Raw genomic sequence first — 22,482 nt, forward strand, 5'->3', positions numbered from 1 at the left:
CTTAAAATTTGTTATTATAAACTAACATCTAAACCGGCCATAAATGTGCGGGCCTGCGGATAGATCCCCATATCAATACCACCGCTAATTTCCGGGTCGTACCCTTTGTAACCGGTAATGGTAGCCAGGTTATTGCTGCTCACAAAAATCCTTACGCGGTGTACATCGGCAGCTTTAAGCCATTGTGCAGGTAAAGTATAACCAAACTGCAATGTTTTGATGCGGAAGTAAGCACCATTTTGCAGGTAAAAGTTTGATGGGTTCCTGAAGTTGTTGTTAGGGTCGCTATCGGTTAAGCGTGGATAGTTACTGCCTGAATTTGAAGTTGTCCATGCATCAAGCGCGGCCAGCGGGTAGTTAGCTGCATTGATATCTAACCTGCGGTAAGCCTGGTAAATTTTGTTACCCCAAACACCCTGGCCAAATAACTTCATATCAAAGTTTTTGTAGTTTACGCTAAAGTTGATACCGTAAGTAAAGGTTGGCAGTGGGTTGCCCAGGAATTTACGATCGCTGGCGTCAATTTTACCATCACCATTAACATCTGTCCATTTAAAATCGCCAGGTTTAGCGTTTGGCTGGATAAGCGCGCCACTGCTGTTGGTGTAAGCATTGATCTCGGCCTGTGAGTGGAATACGCCTTGCTCTTCAAAGCCATAAAAAGCGCCAACCGGGTGACCAACCGCGCTGCGGCCAATTTCATAAGTGGTACTTTGTACAGTACCTACCGTAAAGTAATTGATCTGGCTGCCCAGTGAAGTAATTTCATTATGGTTGTAAGAAATGTTACCACCAACACTATAGTTAACCTGCCCTACTTTATTGCGGTAGCCTAAATCAAGCTCCAAACCTTTGTTTTCCATATCGCCAATATTGGCCGATGGCTGGGCGCTGAAGCCCGCGTACGCCGGCAGCTGCACGGTTTGCAGCATGCCTTTGGTTAACTTGCGGTAAGCATCAAACGTAACCGTAAGGTTGTTAAACAATATCGCGTCGAAACCAATATCGGCACTGCGGGTTTCTTCCCATTTCAAATCGGGGTTTGATGGCGCGTTAGGGCTGTAACCAATGATGATGTTCTCATCAGAACCACTACCGTAAATATAGTTACGGCCGCTACCTATGGTTGCGGTATACTGGAAAGGCGATAATGACATTTCGTTACCAACCACACCGTATGAACCACGTAATTTAAATACATCAACAAAAGTATTTTTAGGGAAGAAATCTTCTTTTGAAAGCACGTAACCTACTTCGGCAGATGGGAAGGTACCATAAGCGTTGTTAGCACCAAATTTTGACGAACCATCCCTGCGGATAATACCGGTGAACAGGTATTTTGAATCGTAATCATAAGTTACACGGCTAAATAATGAAGCCAACGTGTGTGGCTGGTTATCAAAACCATAGGCAATTTTGTTAATGTTGGCCAGGGTATAGTTTGGTGATGCCTGGTCGAAAGTGTTAACCGGTTCGCCAATAAAGGTACCGCCAATGCCAGAACCACTTTCTTTTTGCGCGCTTTGACCAATCAATACCGAAAAGTTATTTTTTCCGATAGAACGGGTGTATGTGGCAGTGTTATCAATGTTCCACGACAGGTTTCTGTCGTTCTCGGTATATTGAGATGTGCTGGTTAAATTGGTAGTACTTGAGTTTAAGTAGTAAAGCGGCGTGAAAGAATCATTACCATAATACGCCTGTTTAGCACTGATCTGCGATCTGATTTTTAAACCGGCAATAGGGCTAACTTCGGCAAAAGCGCTTCCTAATAAATTGGTAGCGTAGTTGTAATTACCAATTCTCGTTTGTACATAAGCCAGCGGGTTAGTGATTTCCTGCGATACATAGTTTGATATACCATATGGTAAACCAGCGCCGTTGCGCACAATATAGTTGGCATTTGAAGTATACACGTTAGCATTTGGCTGCGCATTAACGTCAGACACCACAGTTGGTGTAAGCGGATCAAGGTTTAAAGCCGAACTTAGCGGACCACCAAATACACTGTTGGTATTCAGGTTGTTTTGGTTACGGGTATAAGTGTAAGTAAAGTTTTCGCCTACAGTTAACCATTTTTTAAGCTTGTAGCTGGTGTTAACCGTAAAGTTGAACTTTTTGTAGTTTGAAATTGATGGTTCAACAATACCCTGCTGATCAAGGTAACCAAACGAAGTGTAGTAGTTAGCTTTATCATTAGCACCACTGATACTTAAGTTGTGGTTTTGGATCAAAGCGTTGTTGCTAAAGATCTGGTCCTGCCAGTTGGTACCTGTGCCAAACGAAGCCGGGTCTGCAAATGGAGCTGTGCCGCCATCGTTGGTAACAGCTTCATTCCTTAAGGTAGCGTATTGTGAGGCGTTAGCTAATTTCACTTTGCTAACCGGGCCCTGGAAACCTACGTAACCATTGTAGGTAATTTGTGGCGCGCCGCTTTTACCTTTTTTGGTAGTAACCAAAATTACACCATTTGATGAACGCGAACCGTAAATAGCTGCCGAGGCATCTTTTAATACATCAATAGATTCAATATCATTAGGGTTGATGTTATCAATACCACCGTTATCAATAACCACACCGTCAATTACGTATAATGGATCGCTGTTATTGATAGACGTAACACCACGCACCCTTACTGTAGGGGCCGAACCCGGCGCGCCAGAACTTTGTACAACGTTTACACCCGATGTTCTGCCACGCAAAGCATCATCAATACGGGTCACCTGCTGATCCTGCAAATCGCTCGCCTTAACACTGCTGATGGCACCGGTAACGGTAGCTTTCTTTTGTACACCGTAACCTACAACCACAACTTCGGTAAGGTTTTTAACATCCTCTTCTAAAGTGATGGTGATTTCGGTTTGGTTACCTACAGGTACTTCCTTTTTTAAGTAACCAATGTATGCCACTACTAATACGGCGTTAGGGCCAGATACATTTAGTTTAAAATTACCATTGATATCTGTTGATACGCCATTGGTTGTACCTTTTTCCTGCACGCTTGCACCAATTACCGTTTGGCCGGTTTTATCAACTACTTTACCGGTAATGGTTAAAGCGGCTATCTCCTGACCCGTTGCTGTTGTTTGGGTTATTACCGGCTCGGTTGCGGCAAGGGCTGCATCAGCTTTCTTTTTGTAAATGATGATCCTGTCCTGCATTACCTCGTAGCTGATATCGGTATTTTTTAAAACCTGGTCAAGCACGTTTTTTACAGAGCGGTTGTTAGCGTTTACAGATACTTTCTGGCTGCCATCAATAGCATCATTGCTGTATATAAATTTAATATTATCGTTTTTTTGCAGGTAACTTAACACATCGCTAAGCGTTGTGTTGGTAAGGGATATGCTTACCTTTTTTTTAAGTACATCCTGCGCTTTTAGTGTATTTGAATATGCAACTGTAGTAAGGGTTGCCGACACCAGTATTTGTATAAATGTTATCCTCATGATTTGATACCAGGGAATGGGTGTTCGTAACTGAAATTTCATTATATTTGTTATGTTTCGTTATTAAAAATGAGACAATTAATGCCCAGTCACCATGCAAATGGTGTCGTTTCCAATCGGGCTTGAATTTAGGCCTGGCAGTACTCGCAATACTTCCGGGCTTTTTTATAGGGATTGACCTTAGGTGGTCATAATTGGTTGTTTACGTTCGTTTCTTCATCATATTTTGTGTGAGTTTTTGCTTTTAGTTGATTAATTGGTTTGTTGTAGCGTTATATTGTTATCGGCTATCTGGTAGTCGATATTCAGAGACTTTTTGAGTGCCGTAAGCACATCAGGCAGGTTAAATCCGTTCAAATCGGCATTAAACATATAGCGGTTCAATTCTTCGCTGGCTACCACAATATGTACCCCAAACTTTTTGTTAAGCACCGGGATAATATCTTTTAAAAGCTTATTATCAAAGCTGAGGTTTACACGGTTCCATAATTGTAAAGCGGGTTCGGTTACCTGTTGCTCGGCCTCCAACACATGCTCGCCAACTTTATAAACGGCTTTTTGGTGCGGGTAGATCATTACATCGCCTCTATCCATTTTAAGCTGTGTATTGGCGACGCTTTTTTGGGTGCGAATGCTTACCGAAACCTTACCGGTAAGTACAGATACATCGGCTATATCACTTTGCCCATCATCCCTTACCAAAAAACTTGTACCCCATACCTTGGTAATGATGGCATTACTGTTGATGATAAATGGGCGCCGCGGATTTTTGGTAACCTCAAAAAAGCATTTACCGGTCATGGATACATTGCGTGTGGCAGCCGCGAATGTTTTAGGATACCGGAGCACAGCCCCCGGGCTCATCCAAACTGAGCTGCTATCGGGCAGGGTCACTTTATAAATTTTCCCCGTAGTATTACTTATATTTTGATATTGTTGAACGGTATTAGCCACCTGAACATTGGCCGGTTTGCTATGCGGATAAAACAAGATGCCGCTAACCACCAGTATAACTGCGGCGGCAGCAACTGAATACCATTTGTATAGTTTTTTGATATTGGATTTTTTCACCAGGTTACCGTCAGCATCCATTTCGCCAATGTTAACCAGGATTTGCCCAAAGATATGGTCACGCAGTTTTTGCTTTTCATCCTCATTAAGGCCCGAAAAAAGATCGTCCTCATACTCAAATGACTCGTACCAATTTTTCACCAAAGTTGCTTCTTCTTTGGTACAGTTGCCTGCAAGGTACTTTTCCAGTAATCCAACGGGTTGAGGTTTCTCCATGAAAAGAAAAAATAATTGGGTTTATAATATACATAACGTGCAGCCCAGGCACATCCCCTACTCTGAAATGAAAAAAGTTGAATTATTGTGGGTTTTCTCTTTTAGTGGCACAGTTTTTCCACTTCAAGTTGCACAGCAAAGTTTTTTCGCTGTCTTTTAAACAAAGTACATTGCGCCCTTTAAACAAAACGACGAGTTGCTTTTAAAGCCAATTTTGTTTCATCAAAAAATAAAATGATGAACACAAATTCAAATAACGAAAAATTAGTTCTGGTGACAGGCGGGTCGGGCTTTATTGCCATGCATTGTATTATCCAATTGTTAAATCAAGGCTACCAGGTGAGGGCGACGTTGCGCTCGTTAGACCGGGAATTGGAAGTGCGGGCCATGCTGCGGGAAGGTGGTGTGGAAGCAGGCGAGAGGTTGGACTTCATTCAAGCCGACCTGTCGGCTGATGACTACTGGAGCGAAGCGGTGAGGGGTTGCACTTACGTGCTGCATGTCGCTTCACCAACGCCTAAGCTGGATTTTAAGCACGAAGACGAAATGATCACCCCTGCACGGGAAGGTGTACTGCGGGTGTTGCGGGCTGCGCGGGATACAGGAGTTCAACGGGTGGTATTAACCTCGGCGATCGGCGCGGTAGTTTACGGTCATCCTAAGCAAACGGCGCCTTATGATGAAACGGATTGGACCGATACCACCCATGCGCCGGCTTATCAAAAGTCTAAAACGCTGGCAGAAAAGGCAGCCTGGGAATTTATTGCGCAGGAAGGCCAGGGGATGGAATTGGCCTCCATTAACCCGGTGGCCGTGATGGGTCCGGTATTAGGGGCTGACTATTCGCACTCTATTTATTTGATCAAAAATCTCCTGACCGGCAAAATGGCCGGCTGTCCGAAGATCAATGCCGGTTTTGTGGATGTCCGCGATGTAGCTGCCCTGCACCTGCGGGCCATGGTTGATCCTGCTGCCAGGGGCGAACGTTTTATTGCTACAGGCGGCGAAAGCATCTGGCTGGTGGAAGTCGCTAAAATACTGAAAGAAAACCTGGGGGCTGCCGCTGAAAAGGTTAAAGCGCGGCAACTGCCGAATACGCTGCTGCGCATTGCCGCCTTAAAAGACCCGATGGTCAAAAGCATGGTTCCCTTACTCGGTATTCCGATGAATACGACAAGTGCTAAAGCGATCCATTTGCTGGGCTGGTCGCCCCGTTCGATCCCGGAGGCGATACTGGCCACCGCGGAAAGCCTGATCCGTTTGAATTTATTGTAAATTGCGTTATGGAAGTCGCCGAAGTATTTGTCTCCTGCAAAAAGGAAATTCATTACAGCCGGGAGCTCATGCTTCAGTGGCCGGCGCTGGTCCGTGTCATCTCGGGCGAGGTCTGGATTGCGGCGACCGACCGGAGTTTTCGTTTTTTTGCAGGTGATACTATCCTGTTTCCGCGCCACCAGTTGGGGCGCATGAGTAAGCTGCCGCTCAACGGAGAACCCTGCCTGGCGATCTCCGTTATTTTTCGTGATGACCGCCTGAAACAATATTATCAGAACATCGTGCCTTTAGCACCGCGCAGCACTGAACCGATATTGTTCGGCGATCATCCCTTGCTCCAAAGTTTGTTCAATTCGTTGCAACCCTATTTTGAGCTGGCCGATGCGCTGCCTGCCGATATCGCCGCGTTCAAGGTGGAAGAGGCCATTCGCGTGCTGCGTGCCGTCGACCCCGCAACGGACGGGCTGCTCGGTCATTTTGAAGCGCCGGGCAAACTCGACCTGGTCTCCTTTATGGAGCAGAACTTTAGGTTTAATCTGCCGCTGGAGAAATTCGGCTACCTGACCGGCCGGAGCCTGACGACCTTTAAAAAAGATTTCAAGCATGTTTTTGGTCAAACACCAGGCCGCTGGCTGACAAAAAAACGCTTAGATCTGGCTCATTACCAGATCATGGAACAGCAAAGAAAACCATCTGAAGTTTATCTCGATACAGGCTTTGAGAACCTTTCTCATTTTTCCTTTGCTTTCAAAAAACACTTTGGGTATAATCCTACAAGATCGGATCACCTTAACAAACATGTGCCATCATAAGCGGAAGAAATGTGCCGCTATAAGAGAAAAATTACAATTATTTTAAAAGGATAGCCAAAACAAGCACCAAATAGTGTGAGAGACTTAAGCGCAATCGGGAAAGCGCCTTGGTTAAATGATTTTCAACCGTTTTTTCAGAAATGCCAAGGTAGGCGGCAATCTCGCGGTTGGTTTTGTGTTCGTTACGGCTCAATTCGTAAACAGAACGACATTTATCGGGCAAATGACTAACCTCTGTCTGGATGGTATAGGTAAGTTCTTTCATTAAAATGGCATCCTCGGTAGAATTATCAGCTTCGGAATGTACAATTTTAAAGGCTTCTTTATATTTTTCTTTAACAAGTTTCTTGCGGTATTGGTCAATAACCGAGTTTTGAACAGCAAGATGCAGGTAGGCGGCGATATTGACATTGGGCTGTAATGATTGACGTTTGGTCCAAAAGTTGGTGAAGATCTCCTGTACAACTTCTTCGGCCAGTTCCCTGCTGTTGAGGCGTTTATAAGCATCGCCAAACAACTTGCCCCAATGCCTGTTGTAAATCTCCTTAAACGCACCAAGCTTATCTTGTTTTAGCGATACAAGTAATTCCGGATCAGAAAACATGGAAAGATCGGTCATCTATTACACTACGTTAATGCTGTGTAAAATAAACACTAACTAATCAACAAAACTCAAAAAAAATAGCGCACTTGTCAAGCGGTTTAACGTGGTATACAGCTACTTTCATAGTAAAATTGTTAATACAATGTGTTTAAACACTAATTTAAAAAACTATAACCCACTTACTTAAAAGTGGTTATAGATGAATTAACCGTATTTTAACACATTTATTATTACTAAAAAGTGTAACTTTTTAACTGTAAAATTACTTTTGGATAACAAATGAGTATGCCTACCAAATCAATGAAAAAAATCCCGCTTCTTTTACTGGCAATTTGCCTGCTAAGTTCCTTTAAACACAAGGATTTAACCTGGGTAGCCATTGGCGATTCCATCTCCTATCTTAATGATCACCTTAATGAAACCGACAACCGGCTGACCAGGGGATACCTAACCCAGGTAACTGAAAAACTGCCATACATACATTACATAAACAAAGGCTACAACGGATGGACATCCGGCGGGATAGCCAACCGGATAGACAGCTTGGGCCTCACCAATGCCGATATTTACACTGTTTTTTTAGGCACAAACGACTGGTGGCAAGGTCGCCCGATAGGCACCTTTAACGACTATAAGAATAACGCGGGTAATAATACCATCTATGGTTCGTTTCGCATTATTATCAACAAACTGCGCACTTTAAACCCTGAAGCTAAGATTGTGCTGATAGCCCCCATGCAGCGTGTTGATTTTGTGTACCTGTTTGATAAAAACAACACCGCTTACGGATCATACAAGCCCAAAAACGGGCAAACATTAGAAGCGGTTTGCGGAGCGATAGATTCCATCGGCCAATATGAACACATCCCGGTTGATAACCTGTATCATAACCGTGCGCTGACCTTAGATAAATTGGTAAAATTTAAACGGGTAAAAGATCCGGCTACCGGCCAATATGTAAATTATCAATACCCTAAGTTTATAGATATTCCCTTTAACCCCGCGACTGATGAGCACCCTTACCCCAAAGAAGCCATGGCGTTAACGTACGACGGCCTGCATCCGTCCGATGATGGTGATGCTGTTATTGCGAAGAGTTTGATTGGGATATTTAAAAAGTTTTAAGAACTGGCATATAATTAACAAATCTATACTTTCGTCCAATGAAACCTTTTTTATAATGGACATTAATATCGATAAAGTACATTCATTTTGGATTTGGTTCCAGTCTGTAGCCGCCGACTTATTAGAGTATCCATCTAACCAAAACTTAATTTCTCTTTTAGACGCACGTATTACCGATTTGGGAATAACTGCATGGGAAATTGGTCCGTGGGAGAACGATGACTACTTTCTTGCTATTTCGCCAGGCTTCAACATTAATCATCTTCCATTAACCCAACAAGTAGTTGACTTAGCCCCGGTATGCGCCGGATGGCATTTTCTTGCATTTAAACCAGCGAAGGGTTGGGAGGGCATTTTGGATATGAAAAATGAAAGCGGTAAAAGAATCAGGGTTAACAGCGCCAACTGGGAGTATGTACTTTATCAGTTTGATGATGGCAGTTTTGATATCGACGTCAAAATTGATGAAGTTGATGGTAATGAAGCCACTCGCTACGACGCTATTGATTTGGCCCTGGCTGGTTATTTAGGCGAGGAACTATTCATGCAACTGATTCAAAACATTACCATTGTAGATACCTTTGAAAGCAAAGCAACCGCTCTCAAATACATAAAAAAGCATATCGAGAGTATTTTATGAGCGACGAACTTAAAAACAAAGCCTATTCAATCGCGTCAAAGCTTAAGCGCGAGGGTTATGATAACGAAGTCATTCGCGCCCGGCTGGACAAGCAAGGTATCCCGGAAGAATTGATTAAGCAGGTGCTAACAAACCTATCCATCCAGCAAATAGTTGAGGTCAATAAGGAGCAGCAACCGTTTTATAACCTTGCCATGCTAAAAATTGGCATCGGCGTATTTTTAGCTATTGCATCAGCTATATTAATTCCGGGGCAGGTTTATATTCCTATCGGTTTAATTGTCGGGGGAATCGCGGCGGCGGCTTTCTTTAAAGGAGGCAGAAAGTTATGAGAAAGGTTGCATCACTCCCGCGAGGTTAGCGTAGCGTAACCCGCTGGTAAAACTGGTATAAGCTTATAGCTTACGAAGTTCAGCTGAAAGCTGAAGCCAGCGTTTGTCACGAGTTAAAACCTCGCGGGTGTTCAGGTTACCGAGAGGGAATGATAATATAAACCATGTCATTGCGAGTTTTAAAATCAGGGGCCTCTGAAGAGGAAAATGACGTAAAAACTGTCCTCTCCACCCTGTCATTCTGAGGAACGAAGAATCTATTCGTGAACATACAGAGCGAACGAGCATGGTGTAGAATAGATCCTTCGTTCCTGCCATTGACACATTTATAACTTACTGATTATTAGAGCTATTTTTAGTGTCATCTGCAATGCCATTATTTCTGCGCAAATAAAACTTACTCAGGATGACAGTCGTTTTAAAAGACGTCATTGCGAGCGCAGTACGGCAATCTCGTAGCTATGCAGATCGGATTTGTATGGTTTCTCTGTACTGCTACGAGATTGCTTCGTTCCTCGCAATGACATAGTTATTTAGGAGGCCGGGGGCTCAACCTCGCCACAAACATCGTATCCGCCTTATGCTCATACCCTTTAAGCACTTTGCTTTCTTCAAGCTTTAAACCCAGTTCTTTTACCAGGTAATCAACCACATCTTCATTCTCGCCTTTAAAGGCCGAGCAGGTGATATAGATAAGTGGCTTGCCGGGTTTTAGATATTTGACCACGTTTTGTGCTATGTTTTTTTGCAGGCGCTGAAAAAACTCAATTTTGGCGGGCATAAACTGGGCTATCATTTCCGGGGTGCGGCCCCAGGTGCCAGATCCGCTGCAGGGAGCGTCAAGGATAATGCCATCGAACTGGTAATCGTGCAGGGTTTGATCTACGTTGGTAGTCAGGTCGAGTACTTTTTTCTGGTATTTGGTGAGACCGGCTAATTGAAAGCGTTCGTCTAAATTAACCAATACCGATTCACGGATATCAGACACCACCAGCTTGATATTAGGCTCATCCTCATGCAGCAGCAACGATTTACCGCCCGATGCCGCACAGGCATCCCACCAACTATCCCAGCGCTGCGGCCGGAAAAAATCGCCGGTTTGCTGCGATGACAAATCCTGTATCTCGAACCAGTTTTGTTTAGGAAAAATGGTTTCTAACCGGGTGCCGTTAGGTAACGAGTAACAGCCGTTACCCTCGTCCTTAAATATAACTTCGGCTTTATTCAGTTCGGCTTTCACTAAATGATCGTAGCCATTGCGTACGCGGATAAACAGATCGGGCTGGCAAAAAAACGATTTTAAGAACGCGCCTTTATCGATACCTTCCGATATCTGGCCCGTCCATGGAAAAACATCCTCTAACTTAAACGTGGGGTAAGCCGTTTTTACCAGCGCCAGTTTATCATCAATATTAAAATGAATACAGGCGGCCCATTCGGGTTTAAAGTGTTGTAAAAACGAGTTGGTATTGGTATTGCATAAAAATTCGGCAACATTCAGGCGTTCATCAGTAGCCAGGTTTGGCAGTGCCTGCCCAAGGCGAAAGTAACTGTATATTAACCGGTTGGCAACCCGCCTGTCGGTTGATCCCATTTGTTTATTTTGCCTGTAAAAGCCAGGTAAAAATTTGCTTAAGGGCGTATCAACCGGGTATTCTCCTATTATTCGCTGAAACGTTTTAAGCTGGTTTATAGCCTTCATTCTACGGGTTTTAACTCAAAGTTACTATACATAAGCACATTTACATGCGTATTTACCCAACCTAAGCCCGCTTTTTTAATAAAATGGAAGTTGTTGTGTAAACCGGTAAAATCTGCCTTATCTAACGACGCAAAATTAGCATCCATTAATTGTTTGCCAAAATACATTCCTTCATCAAACCCCTTAAAAGCAAAATCTGTTGGCTCAATGTGGTAAACGCGGTGATATACCCGCACAAACTCCATACTGGCGTCAGACTTGTAATCAATCTGGTCGGCAGATGTGATGTGGGTTTTCAGGCGCTGTAAAATATCGATCTTTAAAAAACTGAATTTTTCCCAGCTTGGGTGTCCAAACAATACAACCGGGTAATGCCGGTTCAGGGTATCTAATGATTTTAAAATCACATTCAAAAAAGCCTGGTCGGTAGCGGCTACCACAAACACATTCCGGTCTGTTTTGGATAACTGAGGTAACAAGCCAGCGAGTTGTCCTTTGGTAATGGTAGCAATAATTAGCTTTGTTTTCTTTTTGCTTAAGCTATCTGTAGCGTTTTTAAACCCGCGCACATAATCCTGCTCCTGGCTAAAGCCCGATCTCAGTATAAAAATCTTTTTAGGTTTTAATTTATCGTTGATGTACTGAGCCGCGCCCCAGCCATGATACTCTAACGGAGGCATCACCGTAATCAGGTTGCCACTGTTAATAGTTGTAGGCGATGCCGGCGAAAGGGGCGATAATACAGGAGATTTGGTATTCAGTCCGGTAGTAAATACCTTCATCCCGTCGGGAAAAACAGGACCAATAATCAGTTCGCTGCTTTTAACATTAGGATTAAGGGCAAGACTATGTGCTTGCGAGGCATCATCCTTTGAATCGTACAAACGAAGTTTAAAGTTTGCCCCTTCGGCCGTCAATGAGTCGAGCGCCAGTTTAAAGCCCTGGTAATACTCCACGCTCATGTTAGCCTTGTTTAAGCCCGGCGAAGTATATTTTGAACCCGGCCTGAGGTGATCAAGCCCCAAAGGCAAGATCATGGCAATAGTTAAGGGTTTTACTTCAACAGGTTTTACCGGCCTATCGGCAACCTTTGGTTTTTCGGGTACGTTTTCAGCGGGCTTTTTTACGGGTGCTACCGGCCGCAGTTTTGGAGAACATGCAGCCAGTACCAATGCCGTTATAAAAAACCATAACCATTTATTCCCACTCAATGGTAGCAGGCGGTTTTGAGCTGATATCATATACTACCCGGTTAATTCCTTTTACGTTGTTGATGATCTCATTACTGATCTTAGCAAGCAAATCATACGGTAAATGGCACCAATCGGCGGTCATTCCGTCTAATGATTCTACCGCACGTAAGCAAATCACGTTCTCGTAAGTACGCTCATCGCCCATTACCCCTACCGATTGTACCGGTAAAAATATAGCGCCGGCCTGCCAAACCTTATCGTAAACACCATATGACCGTAAATTGTTGATATAAATCGCATCGGCTTCCTGCAATATCGCAACTTTTTGCGGAGTTACATCACCTAATATCCTGATAGCCAGACCAGGACCCGGAAAAGGATGACGACCTAAAATATTAGGATCGATGCCTAAAGCTTTGCCCACACGCCTAACTTCGTCTTTAAACAAAGTGTTTAGCGGTTCAACAACTTTAAGTTTCATAAAATCGGGCAAACCGCCAACGTTATGGTGCGATTTGATGGTAGCCGATGGTCCTTTAACAGAAACCGACTCGATAATATCCGGGTAAATAGTACCCTGGCCAAGCCATTTTACATCCTGCACCTCGTGCGCGGCATCATCAAATACTTCAATAAATACACGGCCGATAGCCTTACGTTTCTTTTCAGGATCGCTTAAGCCAGCTAATGCATCATAAAAACGTGCTTTAGCGTCGATACCTTTTATATTTAAGCCCATGTGTTTATACGAATCGAGCACCTGCTCATATTCGTCTTTACGCAAAAGACCGTTATCAACAAAAATACAATGCAGGTTGGCGCCAATAGCATGGTGCAACAATACGGCAGCTACCGACGAATCAACACCGCCCGACAAGCCTAACACTACTTTATCATCGCCCAATTTTTCTTTTAAAGCGGCAATAGTAGTTTCGATGAACGAATCTGGCGTCCAGTCCTGGCTGCAGCCACAAATGTCAACCAAAAAGTTTTCCAACAATTGCTTGCCATCAATACTGTGGGTTACTTCGGGGTGAAACTGAATGCCATAAGTTTGGGTACCCGTTACCTGGTAAGCCGCAACTTTAACGCTATCTGTACTGGCTATGATCTCGAAGTTATCGCCTATACTGGCAATGGTATCACCGTGCGACATCCACACCTGCGAGTTTTCGGGGATATTTTTAAACAGCGGGTTTGCGCGGTTAATAAAATCTAAATTGGCACGACCGTATTCGCGGGTGCTTGATGCCAAAACCTCGCCACCGTGAAAATGGGCTACATACTGCGCACCATAACAAACCCCTAAAATAGGGCGGGTGGTATGAAACTTTTCGAAATCAAACCGCGGCGCATCTTCCTGCCTCACAGAATAAGGACTGCCGGAAAGGATGATACCTTTTACAGTGCTGTCAATTTCGGGATAATGATTGAAGGGGTGGATCTCACAGTAAATATTGAGCTCCCTGACGCGGCGCGCTATAAGTTGGGTGAATTGCGAGCCAAAGTCAAGAATGAGGATTTTTTCTTGCATGGGCAAAGATAGGATTTAGATATGAGATGTGAGATATGAGATGTGAGATTTTTGATTTCGGGTTTGGGAATTGGGATTTCGGATTTTTTTTGTTGTATGAACCGGGATTAAGCAGATTATCTGGATTGACAGAATTTTGACTTGCGTGGCATCCCACATGCAAAGCAAAATCCAATAAAATCTAACGAATCAACTTAATCCCGGTTCAGATAAAAATCATTTTCAAATCTTCAAATTATCAAATCCTCAAATTATCCCACATCTGCACATCAAAAAATCTTACTACTTACTACTTGATACTTACTACTAATCACATCGTTTCCTTTAGCCATTTAAAAAACTCATGCTGCCAAACCAGCGCGTTTTGAGGGTGTAGTACCCAGTGATTTTCGTCGTGCATTACTATGAGGCGGCTTTTGATGCCTCGCAGCTGGGCAGCCTGGAAAGCTTGCAAGCCTTGCTCTAATGGCACCCTGAAATCTTTTTCGCCATGGTATATCAAAATCGGGGTATCCCAATTGGCTACAAAATTACCTGGCGAAAACTCTTTGTATGATTTTTGGGCCGCGGCATTGTTTTTATCCCAGTACGGGCCGCCGTAATCCCAGTTAGGGAACCACACCTCTTCGGTAGTGCCATACATACTCCTGAAATCAAAAATACCATCGTGCGCTATAAAGGTTTTGAAACGCTTTTGGTGCATGCCCGCCAACATGTATACTGAGTAGCCGCCATAACTTGCACCTACACAACCCAGGCGGGCTTTATCAACAAAAGATTCCTGGCTAATGTTATCAATCGCACTCAAATAATCCTGCATGGCCAGGCCGCCATGATCTTTGCTGATCTCCTCGTTCCACTGTGTGCCATGGCCGGGCATGCCGCGACGATTTGGCGCTACAACAATGTATCCGTTTGATGCCATCAGGTGCAAATTCCATCTAAAGGAATAAAACTGGGTTAAAGCACTTTGCGGGCCTCCCTCGCAAAACAATAGCGCCGGATACTTTTTGGTTTTATCAAAACCGGGCGGGTATACCACCCATACCAGCATATCCTTACCATCAACCGTTTTTACCATGCGGCGTTCGCTGGTGCACATCCCGGTTTTGGCATATAGGGCATCATTTACATGACTAAGTTGCTTCATGTTACCGTTGGTAATGTCAACGGTGTATAGTTCATTAGCGTGGTTAAAGTCGCCACGGGTTACAATCAGCGTGTTGCCCTTTTGGCCAATAATATCGTTGATGTCAAAATCGCCATTGGTAACCTGCGTTATCAATGGCATCATTTTGGCAAGGCCAGGATAGGTAACGTGAAACAATTGCTCGGTACCATTTATGGGCGCGGTAAAAAACAAACCTTTACCGTCCGCTGCCCATTTATAACCAGCAACGTGGATATCATCGCGCTGCGCGGTAAGGTTCATTTTAACATCGCCGTTGGCAACTACCAAATCCTGTTTATCGCTTTCGTAGCCATCGCGCTTCATTTGCAGCCAGGCCATTTGGTTGTGCTGGTTAAAAGTGGGCTGCAAATCGTAACCCTCATTATCGGCAGTTAAATTGGTAGTTACACCGGTAGCAATATCATAAGCGTAAATATTGGTATTGGTACTAATGGCGTAGGCCGTGCCAAATTTCTTTTTACAGGTATAAATCACCCTTTTACTATCGCTGCTCCAAACATAACCCTCATCGCCGCCATCCGGCTTTAGCGGACAATCATATGGCTCATCGGGCATCAAATCTTTAGGTTTACCGGGCTTGCCTTTAAGCATGTGCGATAACATCACGTGACCAAACTTGCCATCCTCCCAGGTATCCCAGTGGCGGTAGTTCAGGCTATCATATATCACGGCCTCACTTTTTTTAAGGAGCGGGTAAAAATCGCTCCCGGCTACCTTTTTAACCTTAACTTCCTTACTGCTGATCTTATATTTTCCGTCCGGCGATATTTTGGTATCGGCCAGCAGCTCATCGGCATTGGTGATGGCCGTGGCCCGCCCACCGGTAATGGCAATGCGGTAGGTTTTGGTATCAATCTTATTTTCGGCCACGTTGGGCATGCCTACCGAAAATATCACATACTTACCATCTTTAGAAATACCCTTACCGCTCACGCGACCAATTTTCAATAAAAGCTCAGGAGTTAAATTTTGTGCCGATGCCATGCCCGAAATTAGCAGAAATATTAAAATAAAGTATTGCTTCTTCATTTTGATGGTTTTTAAAATTGAATAAAGGTAGTGGAAAAGGGGTATATGGGACGTGGTTATAATATTGTTCCCTGCGTTAACCAGGCTTTTTGAATTTTTACTTTTGAATTTTGAATTATTAGGGCGTTGCCTGCGGCCCGGGCTTTTTGCTCATACTGCACAGGCCTTAACCGCGGCCCACCCTCTTCCCCTCACCCGGCCGGTATCCGCGCCAATCCCTAACGCATTTGTCTGAACCTTGATTTATAGGATTAAAGGATTAACACGATTCCCGACTGCCTCATGCAAATCAAAATCCAAAAATCTGATAAATCTGCTTAATCCCGGTTCAGACAAACTAAAAAATCTTGATACCTGATACTAACTACTTGTTACTCCCTTATTCTCTTCCCTTTTTACCAACAAAACCTCATCCCCATCCAGCAACAAATACCCATATTCATAGCAAAACATATATGTCGACCCGGTTTTGGTTTGATAGATGCTGGTGATATGGTCAAAGTCGAACCCTTTTGCTGCCAACTTTTTGCGGGTGGTTTTGGTTTTACCGGTTGGGTTTAGCTCTTCCAATACGCGGCGGTTACGGCGCAGGATGTTATTTATATTCCGCACCAGGTTATAGCTATTGCTGTTAAGCTGGTTGTTGTAATTATTGCGGCACAGGTCATTACAGAATTTTTTATCGGCCCTACCGTGTAACGGTTCGCCACAGTCCAAACAGTTTCTTTCCGGGTTCATGTGCTAAAGTTAGGCAATTATTTATCCGCTTGCAAACGCTTACAAATGGATACTATCGACTGTAAACGGTTATTACCCGATTAATTTTCCGGCTTAGCCACACCTTTGTATTGTTAACTCAAACAAATAACAAACATTAAAAAATAAAAACATGAACTCATTAAGAAACAGTGTGCGCCTGGTAGGCAACTTAGGTATGGACCCGGAAGTAAAAGTATTTGACACCAACAAAAAAATGGTGCGCCTTTCCATAGCCACTAACGAAAGCTACAAGAACGACAAGGGCGAAAAAATAACCGATACCACCTGGCACAACCTCATCATGTGGAACACCACCGCCAAACTTGCCGAAGACCTGCTCAAAAAAGGCGACGAAGTAGCCGTAGAAGGCAAGCTCACCAACCGCAGCTATACCGATAAAGAAGGCATCAAACGCTACGTATCCGAAATTGTAGTGAACGACTTTTTAAAAGTAGGCACCAAAGGCTGAAGAGCAAAAGCGGCTGCGGCAGATGCACCTGAGGTTATTGATGCAAGCATTGATGAAGACAAGGCTAAAGAAGTAAAAAAGGTTTCGGGTAGGTGGTTTGTAGCGCCGGTGAATAAGGAGGATGAGAAATAGATGGGCCATACATCTATGTCGACCCAAAACCGAAGTCATGCTGAACTTGTTTCAGCACCCCACATGCTAAGTGTACACCATGCTGAATATCCTGGGGTCCCAAAACAAGTTCGGGATGACTTTTTACTTTATAATTTGATTAAAACAGTTCCACTATGCTCTACAAACAAGGTCATATTTATATAATGTCCAATACTTATCGCACAACATTTCACATCGGTGTAACCAGTGATCTGAGAACAAGGGTATGGCAGCATTTGAATCGCGAGGGATCTGTTTTTGTAAAAAAGTATAAACTATATGATCTTGTATATTACGAATACTTTGAGCGGATTATCGATGCTATCGACAGAGAAAAGCAGTTAAAAAGATGGCATCATGACTGGAAAGTGAACTTAATAAAGTCAGTAAATGAAGACATGAGGGATTTGAAAGGGGAATTGGAGCTATAAATATATAAAAGCAGAAGTCATGCTGAAACGAGTTCAGCATGACTTTGGGTGGAAGAAGCTAAAGTTGTGATATTCGTTAGCCAGCGAATTAACCGCCGTGTGCAACAGCTGGGCTACTTATCCTGTGGGGTGCTGAAACAAGTTCAGCATGACTTTGGGGATAGTTATCATATAACAAAAAGAGGCAGCCTTTCCCGACCACCTCTTCCTATTCAAATAAAACAAATCGCTTAAACCAGGTCAAACCTATCAAGGTTCATTACTTTGGTCCATACGGCAACAAAATCGTGTACAAATTTGTCTTTGGCATCGGCGCTGGCGTAAACTTCGCCTATCGCACGAAGCTCGGAGTTGGAGCCGAAGATGAGATCGACACGGGTGCCTGTCCATTTGATCTCGCCGGTTGATCTATCCGATCCGGTGAACACTTTCGCGGCGTCTGACGTAGCCTTCCAGGTGGTTGATAGGTCAAGTTGATTTACGAAAAAGTCATTGGTTAAGGCTTCCGGGCGTTTGGTGAACACCCCATGTTGCGAACCATCGAAATTGGTGTTCAGCACACGCAGGCCACCTACTAAAACTGTCATTTCGGGTGCGGTAAGTGTTAACAGTTGTGCTTTATCAATCAGCAAAGCTTCGGCAGGTGAAACGTGGGCAGCGTTAACATAGTTACGGAAACCATCAGCGGCAGGCTCCATATATTCAAATGATTCTACATCGGTTTGCTCCTGGGTAGCATCGCCACGGCCGGGGGTAAACGGCACTGTAACATCATAACCGGCATTTTTCGCGGCTTTTTCAATGGCTGCAGATCCTCCTAAAACAATCAGGTCGGCAATAGAAACGCTTTTGCCGCCGGTTTGGGCGCTGTTAAATTCCTGCTGAATACCTTCTAACGTTGATAATACTTTGGCAAGCTGCGTTGGGTTATTCACCTCCCAATCTTTTTGAGGCGCTAAACGAACACGTGCACCGTTGGCACCGCCACGTTTATCAGAACCACGGAAGGTTGATGCCGATGCCCATGCTGCAGACACCAATTGAGATACGGTAAGTCCCGAATCCAATATTTTGCCTTTCAATGCTGCAATATCACTATCATCAATCAATTGATAGGTAACAGCCGGAATAGGATCCTGCCAAATCAATACTTCGGCCGGCACATCCTGGCCAAGGTAACGGGCACGCGGGCCCATATCACGATGCGTAAGCTTAAACCATGCACGTGAAAAGGCATCCGCAAATTCGGCAGGGTTTTCATGGAAATGCCTTGACACCTTTTCGTAAGCTGGATCAACGCGCAAAGCAATATCTGAGGTGAGCATAAACGGCGCGTGTGATTTTTCAGGATCATGAGCATCTGGAATAGTACCGGCACCGGCACCACCCTTAGGTTTCCATTGATGTGCACCGCCCGATCCTTTGGTCAATTCCCATTCGTAACCAAACAGGTTATTAAAAAAGCTATTGCTCCATTGCGCGGGGGTAGATGTCCATGCACCTTCCAAACCACTGGTAATGGTGTAGCCTGCATTGCCGGTTCCATATGAATTTTTCCAGCCAAGGCTTTGCTCTTCAATAGCCGCACCGGCAGGTTCTTTACCCACATATTGACCAGGATCGGCAGCGCCATGTGTTTTGCCAAACGTGTGGCCGCCTGCAATAAGCGCAACGGTTTCTTCGTCGTTCATCGCCATACGGCCAAAAGTCTCCCTGATATCGCGGGCAGATGCCAGCGGATCGGGATTGCCGTTAGGGCCTTCGGGGTTTACATAAATTAAACCCATTTGTACTGCGGCAAGGGGGTTTTCCAGTTCACGTTCGGGCGTATAGCGGCTATCGGCCAGCCACTCTTTTTCAGAACCCCAGTATACGTCTTCGGCTGGCTCCCAAACATCAGCACGGCCACCACCAAAGCCAAAAGGCTGTAAACCCATTGATTCGAGGGCGCAGTTGCCGGTAAGGATCATCAGATCGGCCCAGGATATTTTTTTACCATATTTTTGTTTAATCGGCCATAGCAGTAAACGAGCCTTATCCAGATTAGCATTATCGGGCCAGCTGTTTAACGGTGCAAAACGCTGGGTACCAAACCCCGCGCCGCCACGGCCATCAGATACCCGGTAAGTACCGGCGCTATGCCAGGCCATGCGGATAAAGAAAGGACCGTAATGACCATAATCGGCCGGCCACCATTCCTGCGAGTCGGTCATTAGCTCAAAAAGATCTTTTTTTACGGCAGCAAGGTCAAGGCTTTTGAACTCTTCGGCATAATTGAAGCCTTCATCCATGGGGTTTGAGAGCGAAGAGTTTTGGCGAAGAATGTTCAATTTTAACTGGTTTGGCCACCAATCGCGATTACGGGTGCCTTCGCCCGCACTTTGCTTTAATGAACCATTTAAAAAAGGACATTTTGCGGCACTGGGGCTGTTAACATCACTTAGTTTGCTGTGATCTGTGTGGTTTTCCATAATTTATAGCGTTCATAAGTTTATCCTTAAAATTAAGAAAATCTAAGTGGAGATGTCAAGTTAACTTTTAATCATCAGTGATTTGTGACATTGAAATTAAAGCATCATAACATTGCGGAGTCGATGGGCGATGGCATTTAATAAGCTACTACGCTTCTTCCCTTCAACAATGCCCCGACGGGTTTCACTTGCCAATACAAATGGTATATTTGAAAGCAAAATCTACCAATACCTACCTATGGAACCCGAACAGATGCACATGTTTGAAGCTGTCTTTAACCAGGTGGCTTTTCCAATCACAATTATTAAACCGAATGCTCCCCGTTTTACTATTATAGCCATGAATGAGCAACGCAAAAAAGCGTCGCCAACACCGGCAGATCAATTGATAGGAAAAGACACATTTGATGCTTTCAAATCATGGGATAAAAACAGCGAGGAGCAGCTGGAGCTTTTAAGAAAAGGGCTCATGGCAGTTATAAAAGAGAAAAGGCAGGTTAAATTGCCGCTGCTGTACTTTGAGTTCCCGGTTAAAGACGCGCCGCCTATACGCGGCTGGGCACAAACCGAGATCACTCCTATTTTTGATAAAGCAGGCAAGGTAGAGTACCTGTTGAGTATGGCCCGTGATGTAACCGAACGCGAATTAAACCGGCTGGCTTTAGCAGAATCGAGGGAAAAGGAATTGGCCATGAGTGAAGAACTGGCAGCTATGAATGAGGAGCTGGAGAGCATGAACGAGGAGTTAAAAACCTCAAACGATGAACTGCAAACGGTGAACGAAGAACTGGCATGTACAAACGAAGAACTGGCTGTTACCAATGAGCACCTTTCCTTAAGCAACAGCCTGCTTGAACAATCGCGGGAAAGCCTGCAGGACCTGAATGCCGAACTGGAAGATAGAATTCTAACCCGCACCAAAGCTTTGGCAGATAGCGAAACCCGTTTCCGCACCATGTTTGAAACCATATCGCACATGGCCTGGACGGTTAATAATAATGCAGAAGCTACGTTTTTTAATAAAAGATGGCACGACTATACCGGCTTTAGCTTTGACCAAAGTAAAGGCCACGGATGGAAAGAGGCATTACACCCCGACGACCTTGACGCCACAACCAATAAATTCAGGGATGTGCAAACCGGACTGAAAGAGGGCGGCGGTATTGAAAACAGGTTTAAAAGCATCGACGGTGAGTACCGCTGGCATTTAACCAGGATTGTACCTGTAAAAAACGATGCAGGCGAAATAGAAATGTGGATTGGTACCGCCACCGAGATTAACCAGTTAAAAGAACTGCAACAGCAAAAAGATGATTTTATCAGCATTGCCAGCCATGAGTTAAAAACACCGATAACCAGTTTAAAGGGCTCATTACAATTGCTTGAACGGCTAATCAATGAGCCTGCATCACCGCTGATACCTAAGCTTATCAAACAGTCAAGCAGGAGCATGTATAAAATTAGTGCCCTTGTTGAAGATCTGCTCAACCTTAGCCGAATCAGTCAAAATCGACTAAAACTAAACAAGTCTGCTTTTAACCTTAAAAGCGCTTTAGTTGCATATAGTAATGAAATGCGATTGGCCGATCAATTTAAAGTAATTATACAAGGCGACGAAAACATACAGGTATTTGCCGATGAACATCAGATTAACCAGGTTTTGGTCAACTTTGTAAACAATGCTGTTAAATACGCTCCGCTTTCGAAAGAGATATTGGTTTCTGTAGAAAAAACCGGCAATATGGCTAAAGTAACCGTTACAGACAAAGGCCCCGGCATTCCGGCAAACCAGTTGGATCATTTGTTTGAACGCTACTACCGTGTAGAAGCATCGGATTTCCAGGCATCGGGGCTTGGTTTGGGTTTATATATCAGCGCGGAGATCATCAAACAACATGAAGGGCAAATAGGAGTTAATAGTGAATTAGGAAAAGGGAGTAGTTTTTGGTTTACAATACCGGTAAATCCCTGATTTAATCATAAAAAGCGAAGTCATCCCGAACTTATTTTAGGCATTCACGTGCT

Annotated in this window: 17 protein-coding genes; 8 read left to right on the top strand and 9 right to left on the bottom strand. The window is 44.2% G+C overall.

Annotated features, from left to right (window positions below; translation table 11 throughout):
• Positions 1-14: 14 nt before the first annotated feature.
• A complete protein-coding gene (locus FHS10_RS16785) occupies positions 15-3,449 on the bottom strand; it encodes a TonB-dependent receptor (RefSeq protein WP_259092650.1) in 3,435 nt (1,144 codons plus the stop codon).
• Between the two features lie 252 nt (positions 3,450-3,701).
• On the bottom strand, positions 3,702-4,736 hold the full coding sequence (locus FHS10_RS16790; protein WP_259092652.1) for a FecR family protein: 1,035 nt from the start codon (positions 4,734-4,736) through the stop codon (positions 3,702-3,704).
• 234 nt (positions 4,737-4,970) lie between these two features.
• On the opposite strand from FHS10_RS16790, the gene FHS10_RS16795 reads away from it, so the two are divergent.
• Both FHS10_RS16795 and FHS10_RS16800 read left to right on the top strand, forming a co-directional pair.
• Entirely contained in the window at positions 4,971-6,011 is a 1,041-nt protein-coding gene (locus FHS10_RS16795) for an SDR family oxidoreductase (protein ID WP_259092654.1), read from the top strand.
• A gap of 8 nt (positions 6,012-6,019) precedes the next feature.
• Positions 6,020-6,823 (top strand): helix-turn-helix domain-containing protein, encoded by an 804-nt coding sequence (locus FHS10_RS16800; protein ID WP_259092655.1) that lies wholly within the window; start codon positions 6,020-6,022, stop codon positions 6,821-6,823.
• A 37-nt stretch (positions 6,824-6,860) separates the two neighbouring features.
• Here the strand turns inward: FHS10_RS16800 and FHS10_RS16805 are convergent, their stop codons facing one another.
• Complete coding sequence (locus FHS10_RS16805) at positions 6,861-7,442, bottom strand: RNA polymerase sigma-70 factor (RefSeq protein ID WP_259092657.1); 582 nt, start codon at positions 7,440-7,442, stop codon at positions 6,861-6,863.
• A 285-nt stretch (positions 7,443-7,727) separates the two neighbouring features.
• Here FHS10_RS16805 and FHS10_RS16810 point away from each other — a divergent pair, with 285 nt between their 5' ends.
• From FHS10_RS16810 to FHS10_RS16820, 3 genes are read left to right on the top strand one after another with little or no spacing between them, the layout of a single operon-like run.
• The gene (locus FHS10_RS16810; protein WP_259092658.1) at positions 7,728-8,552 is read left to right on the top strand and encodes an SGNH/GDSL hydrolase family protein; all 825 of its coding nucleotides are present in this window, start codon (positions 7,728-7,730) and stop codon (positions 8,550-8,552) included.
• Positions 8,553-8,607: 55 nt separating this feature from the next.
• Positions 8,608-9,192: a hypothetical protein gene (locus tag FHS10_RS16815; RefSeq protein WP_259092660.1), complete on the top strand. Its 585-nt coding sequence runs from the start codon at positions 8,608-8,610 to the stop codon at positions 9,190-9,192.
• Positions 9,189-9,524, top strand: coding sequence for a hypothetical protein (locus FHS10_RS16820; RefSeq protein WP_259092663.1), 336 nt, complete (start codon positions 9,189-9,191; stop codon positions 9,522-9,524). Before FHS10_RS16815 ends, FHS10_RS16820 begins: the two co-directional genes overlap by 4 nt.
• 529 nt (positions 9,525-10,053) lie before the next feature.
• Here FHS10_RS16820 and FHS10_RS16825 read toward each other — a convergent pair.
• From FHS10_RS16825 to FHS10_RS16845, 5 genes are all read right to left on the bottom strand, one after another.
• Positions 10,054-11,226 (bottom strand): RsmB/NOP family class I SAM-dependent RNA methyltransferase, encoded by a 1,173-nt coding sequence (locus FHS10_RS16825; protein WP_259092666.1) that lies wholly within the window; start codon positions 11,224-11,226, stop codon positions 10,054-10,056.
• Positions 11,223-12,467 (bottom strand): ABC transporter substrate-binding protein, encoded by a 1,245-nt coding sequence (locus tag FHS10_RS16830; RefSeq protein ID WP_259092668.1) that lies wholly within the window; start codon positions 12,465-12,467, stop codon positions 11,223-11,225. Before FHS10_RS16830 ends, FHS10_RS16825 begins: the two co-directional genes overlap by 4 nt.
• Positions 12,424-13,953 carry a glutamine-hydrolyzing GMP synthase gene (guaA, locus tag FHS10_RS16835; RefSeq protein ID WP_259092671.1) on the bottom strand — a complete coding sequence of 510 codons (1,530 nt, stop codon included), beginning with the start codon at positions 13,951-13,953 and terminating at the stop codon, positions 12,424-12,426. Before guaA ends, FHS10_RS16830 begins: the two co-directional genes overlap by 44 nt.
• A 310-nt stretch (positions 13,954-14,263) precedes the next feature.
• A complete protein-coding gene (locus FHS10_RS16840) occupies positions 14,264-16,174 on the bottom strand; it encodes a S9 family peptidase (RefSeq protein WP_259092672.1) in 1,911 nt (636 codons plus the stop codon).
• A gap of 360 nt (positions 16,175-16,534) precedes the next feature.
• Complete coding sequence (locus tag FHS10_RS16845) at positions 16,535-16,912, bottom strand: hypothetical protein (RefSeq protein ID WP_259092675.1); 378 nt, start codon at positions 16,910-16,912, stop codon at positions 16,535-16,537.
• Between the two features lie 151 nt (positions 16,913-17,063).
• On the opposite strand from FHS10_RS16845, the gene FHS10_RS16850 reads away from it, so the two are divergent.
• Positions 17,064-17,402, top strand: coding sequence for a single-stranded DNA-binding protein (locus FHS10_RS16850; protein WP_259092677.1), 339 nt, complete (start codon positions 17,064-17,066; stop codon positions 17,400-17,402).
• A 287-nt stretch (positions 17,403-17,689) separates the two neighbouring features.
• Positions 17,690-17,986, top strand: a complete 297-nt coding sequence (locus FHS10_RS16855; RefSeq protein ID WP_259092679.1) for a GIY-YIG nuclease family protein — start codon at positions 17,690-17,692, stop codon at positions 17,984-17,986.
• Between the two features lie 230 nt (positions 17,987-18,216).
• Here FHS10_RS16855 and katG read toward each other — a convergent pair whose 3' ends face one another.
• Positions 18,217-20,457, bottom strand: a complete 2,241-nt coding sequence (gene katG / locus FHS10_RS16860; protein WP_259092680.1) for a catalase/peroxidase HPI — start codon at positions 20,455-20,457, stop codon at positions 18,217-18,219.
• A 238-nt stretch (positions 20,458-20,695) separates the two neighbouring features.
• Here katG and FHS10_RS16865 point away from each other — a divergent pair, with 238 nt between their 5' ends.
• Positions 20,696-22,429 carry an ATP-binding protein gene (locus FHS10_RS16865; protein ID WP_259092682.1) on the top strand — a complete coding sequence of 578 codons (1,734 nt, stop codon included), beginning with the start codon at positions 20,696-20,698 and terminating at the stop codon, positions 22,427-22,429.
• Positions 22,430-22,482 lie beyond the last annotated feature (53 nt).

Source organism: Mucilaginibacter dorajii (assembly GCF_024808255.1).
Taxonomy (GTDB): Bacteria; Bacteroidota; Bacteroidia; order Sphingobacteriales; family Sphingobacteriaceae; genus Mucilaginibacter; species Mucilaginibacter dorajii.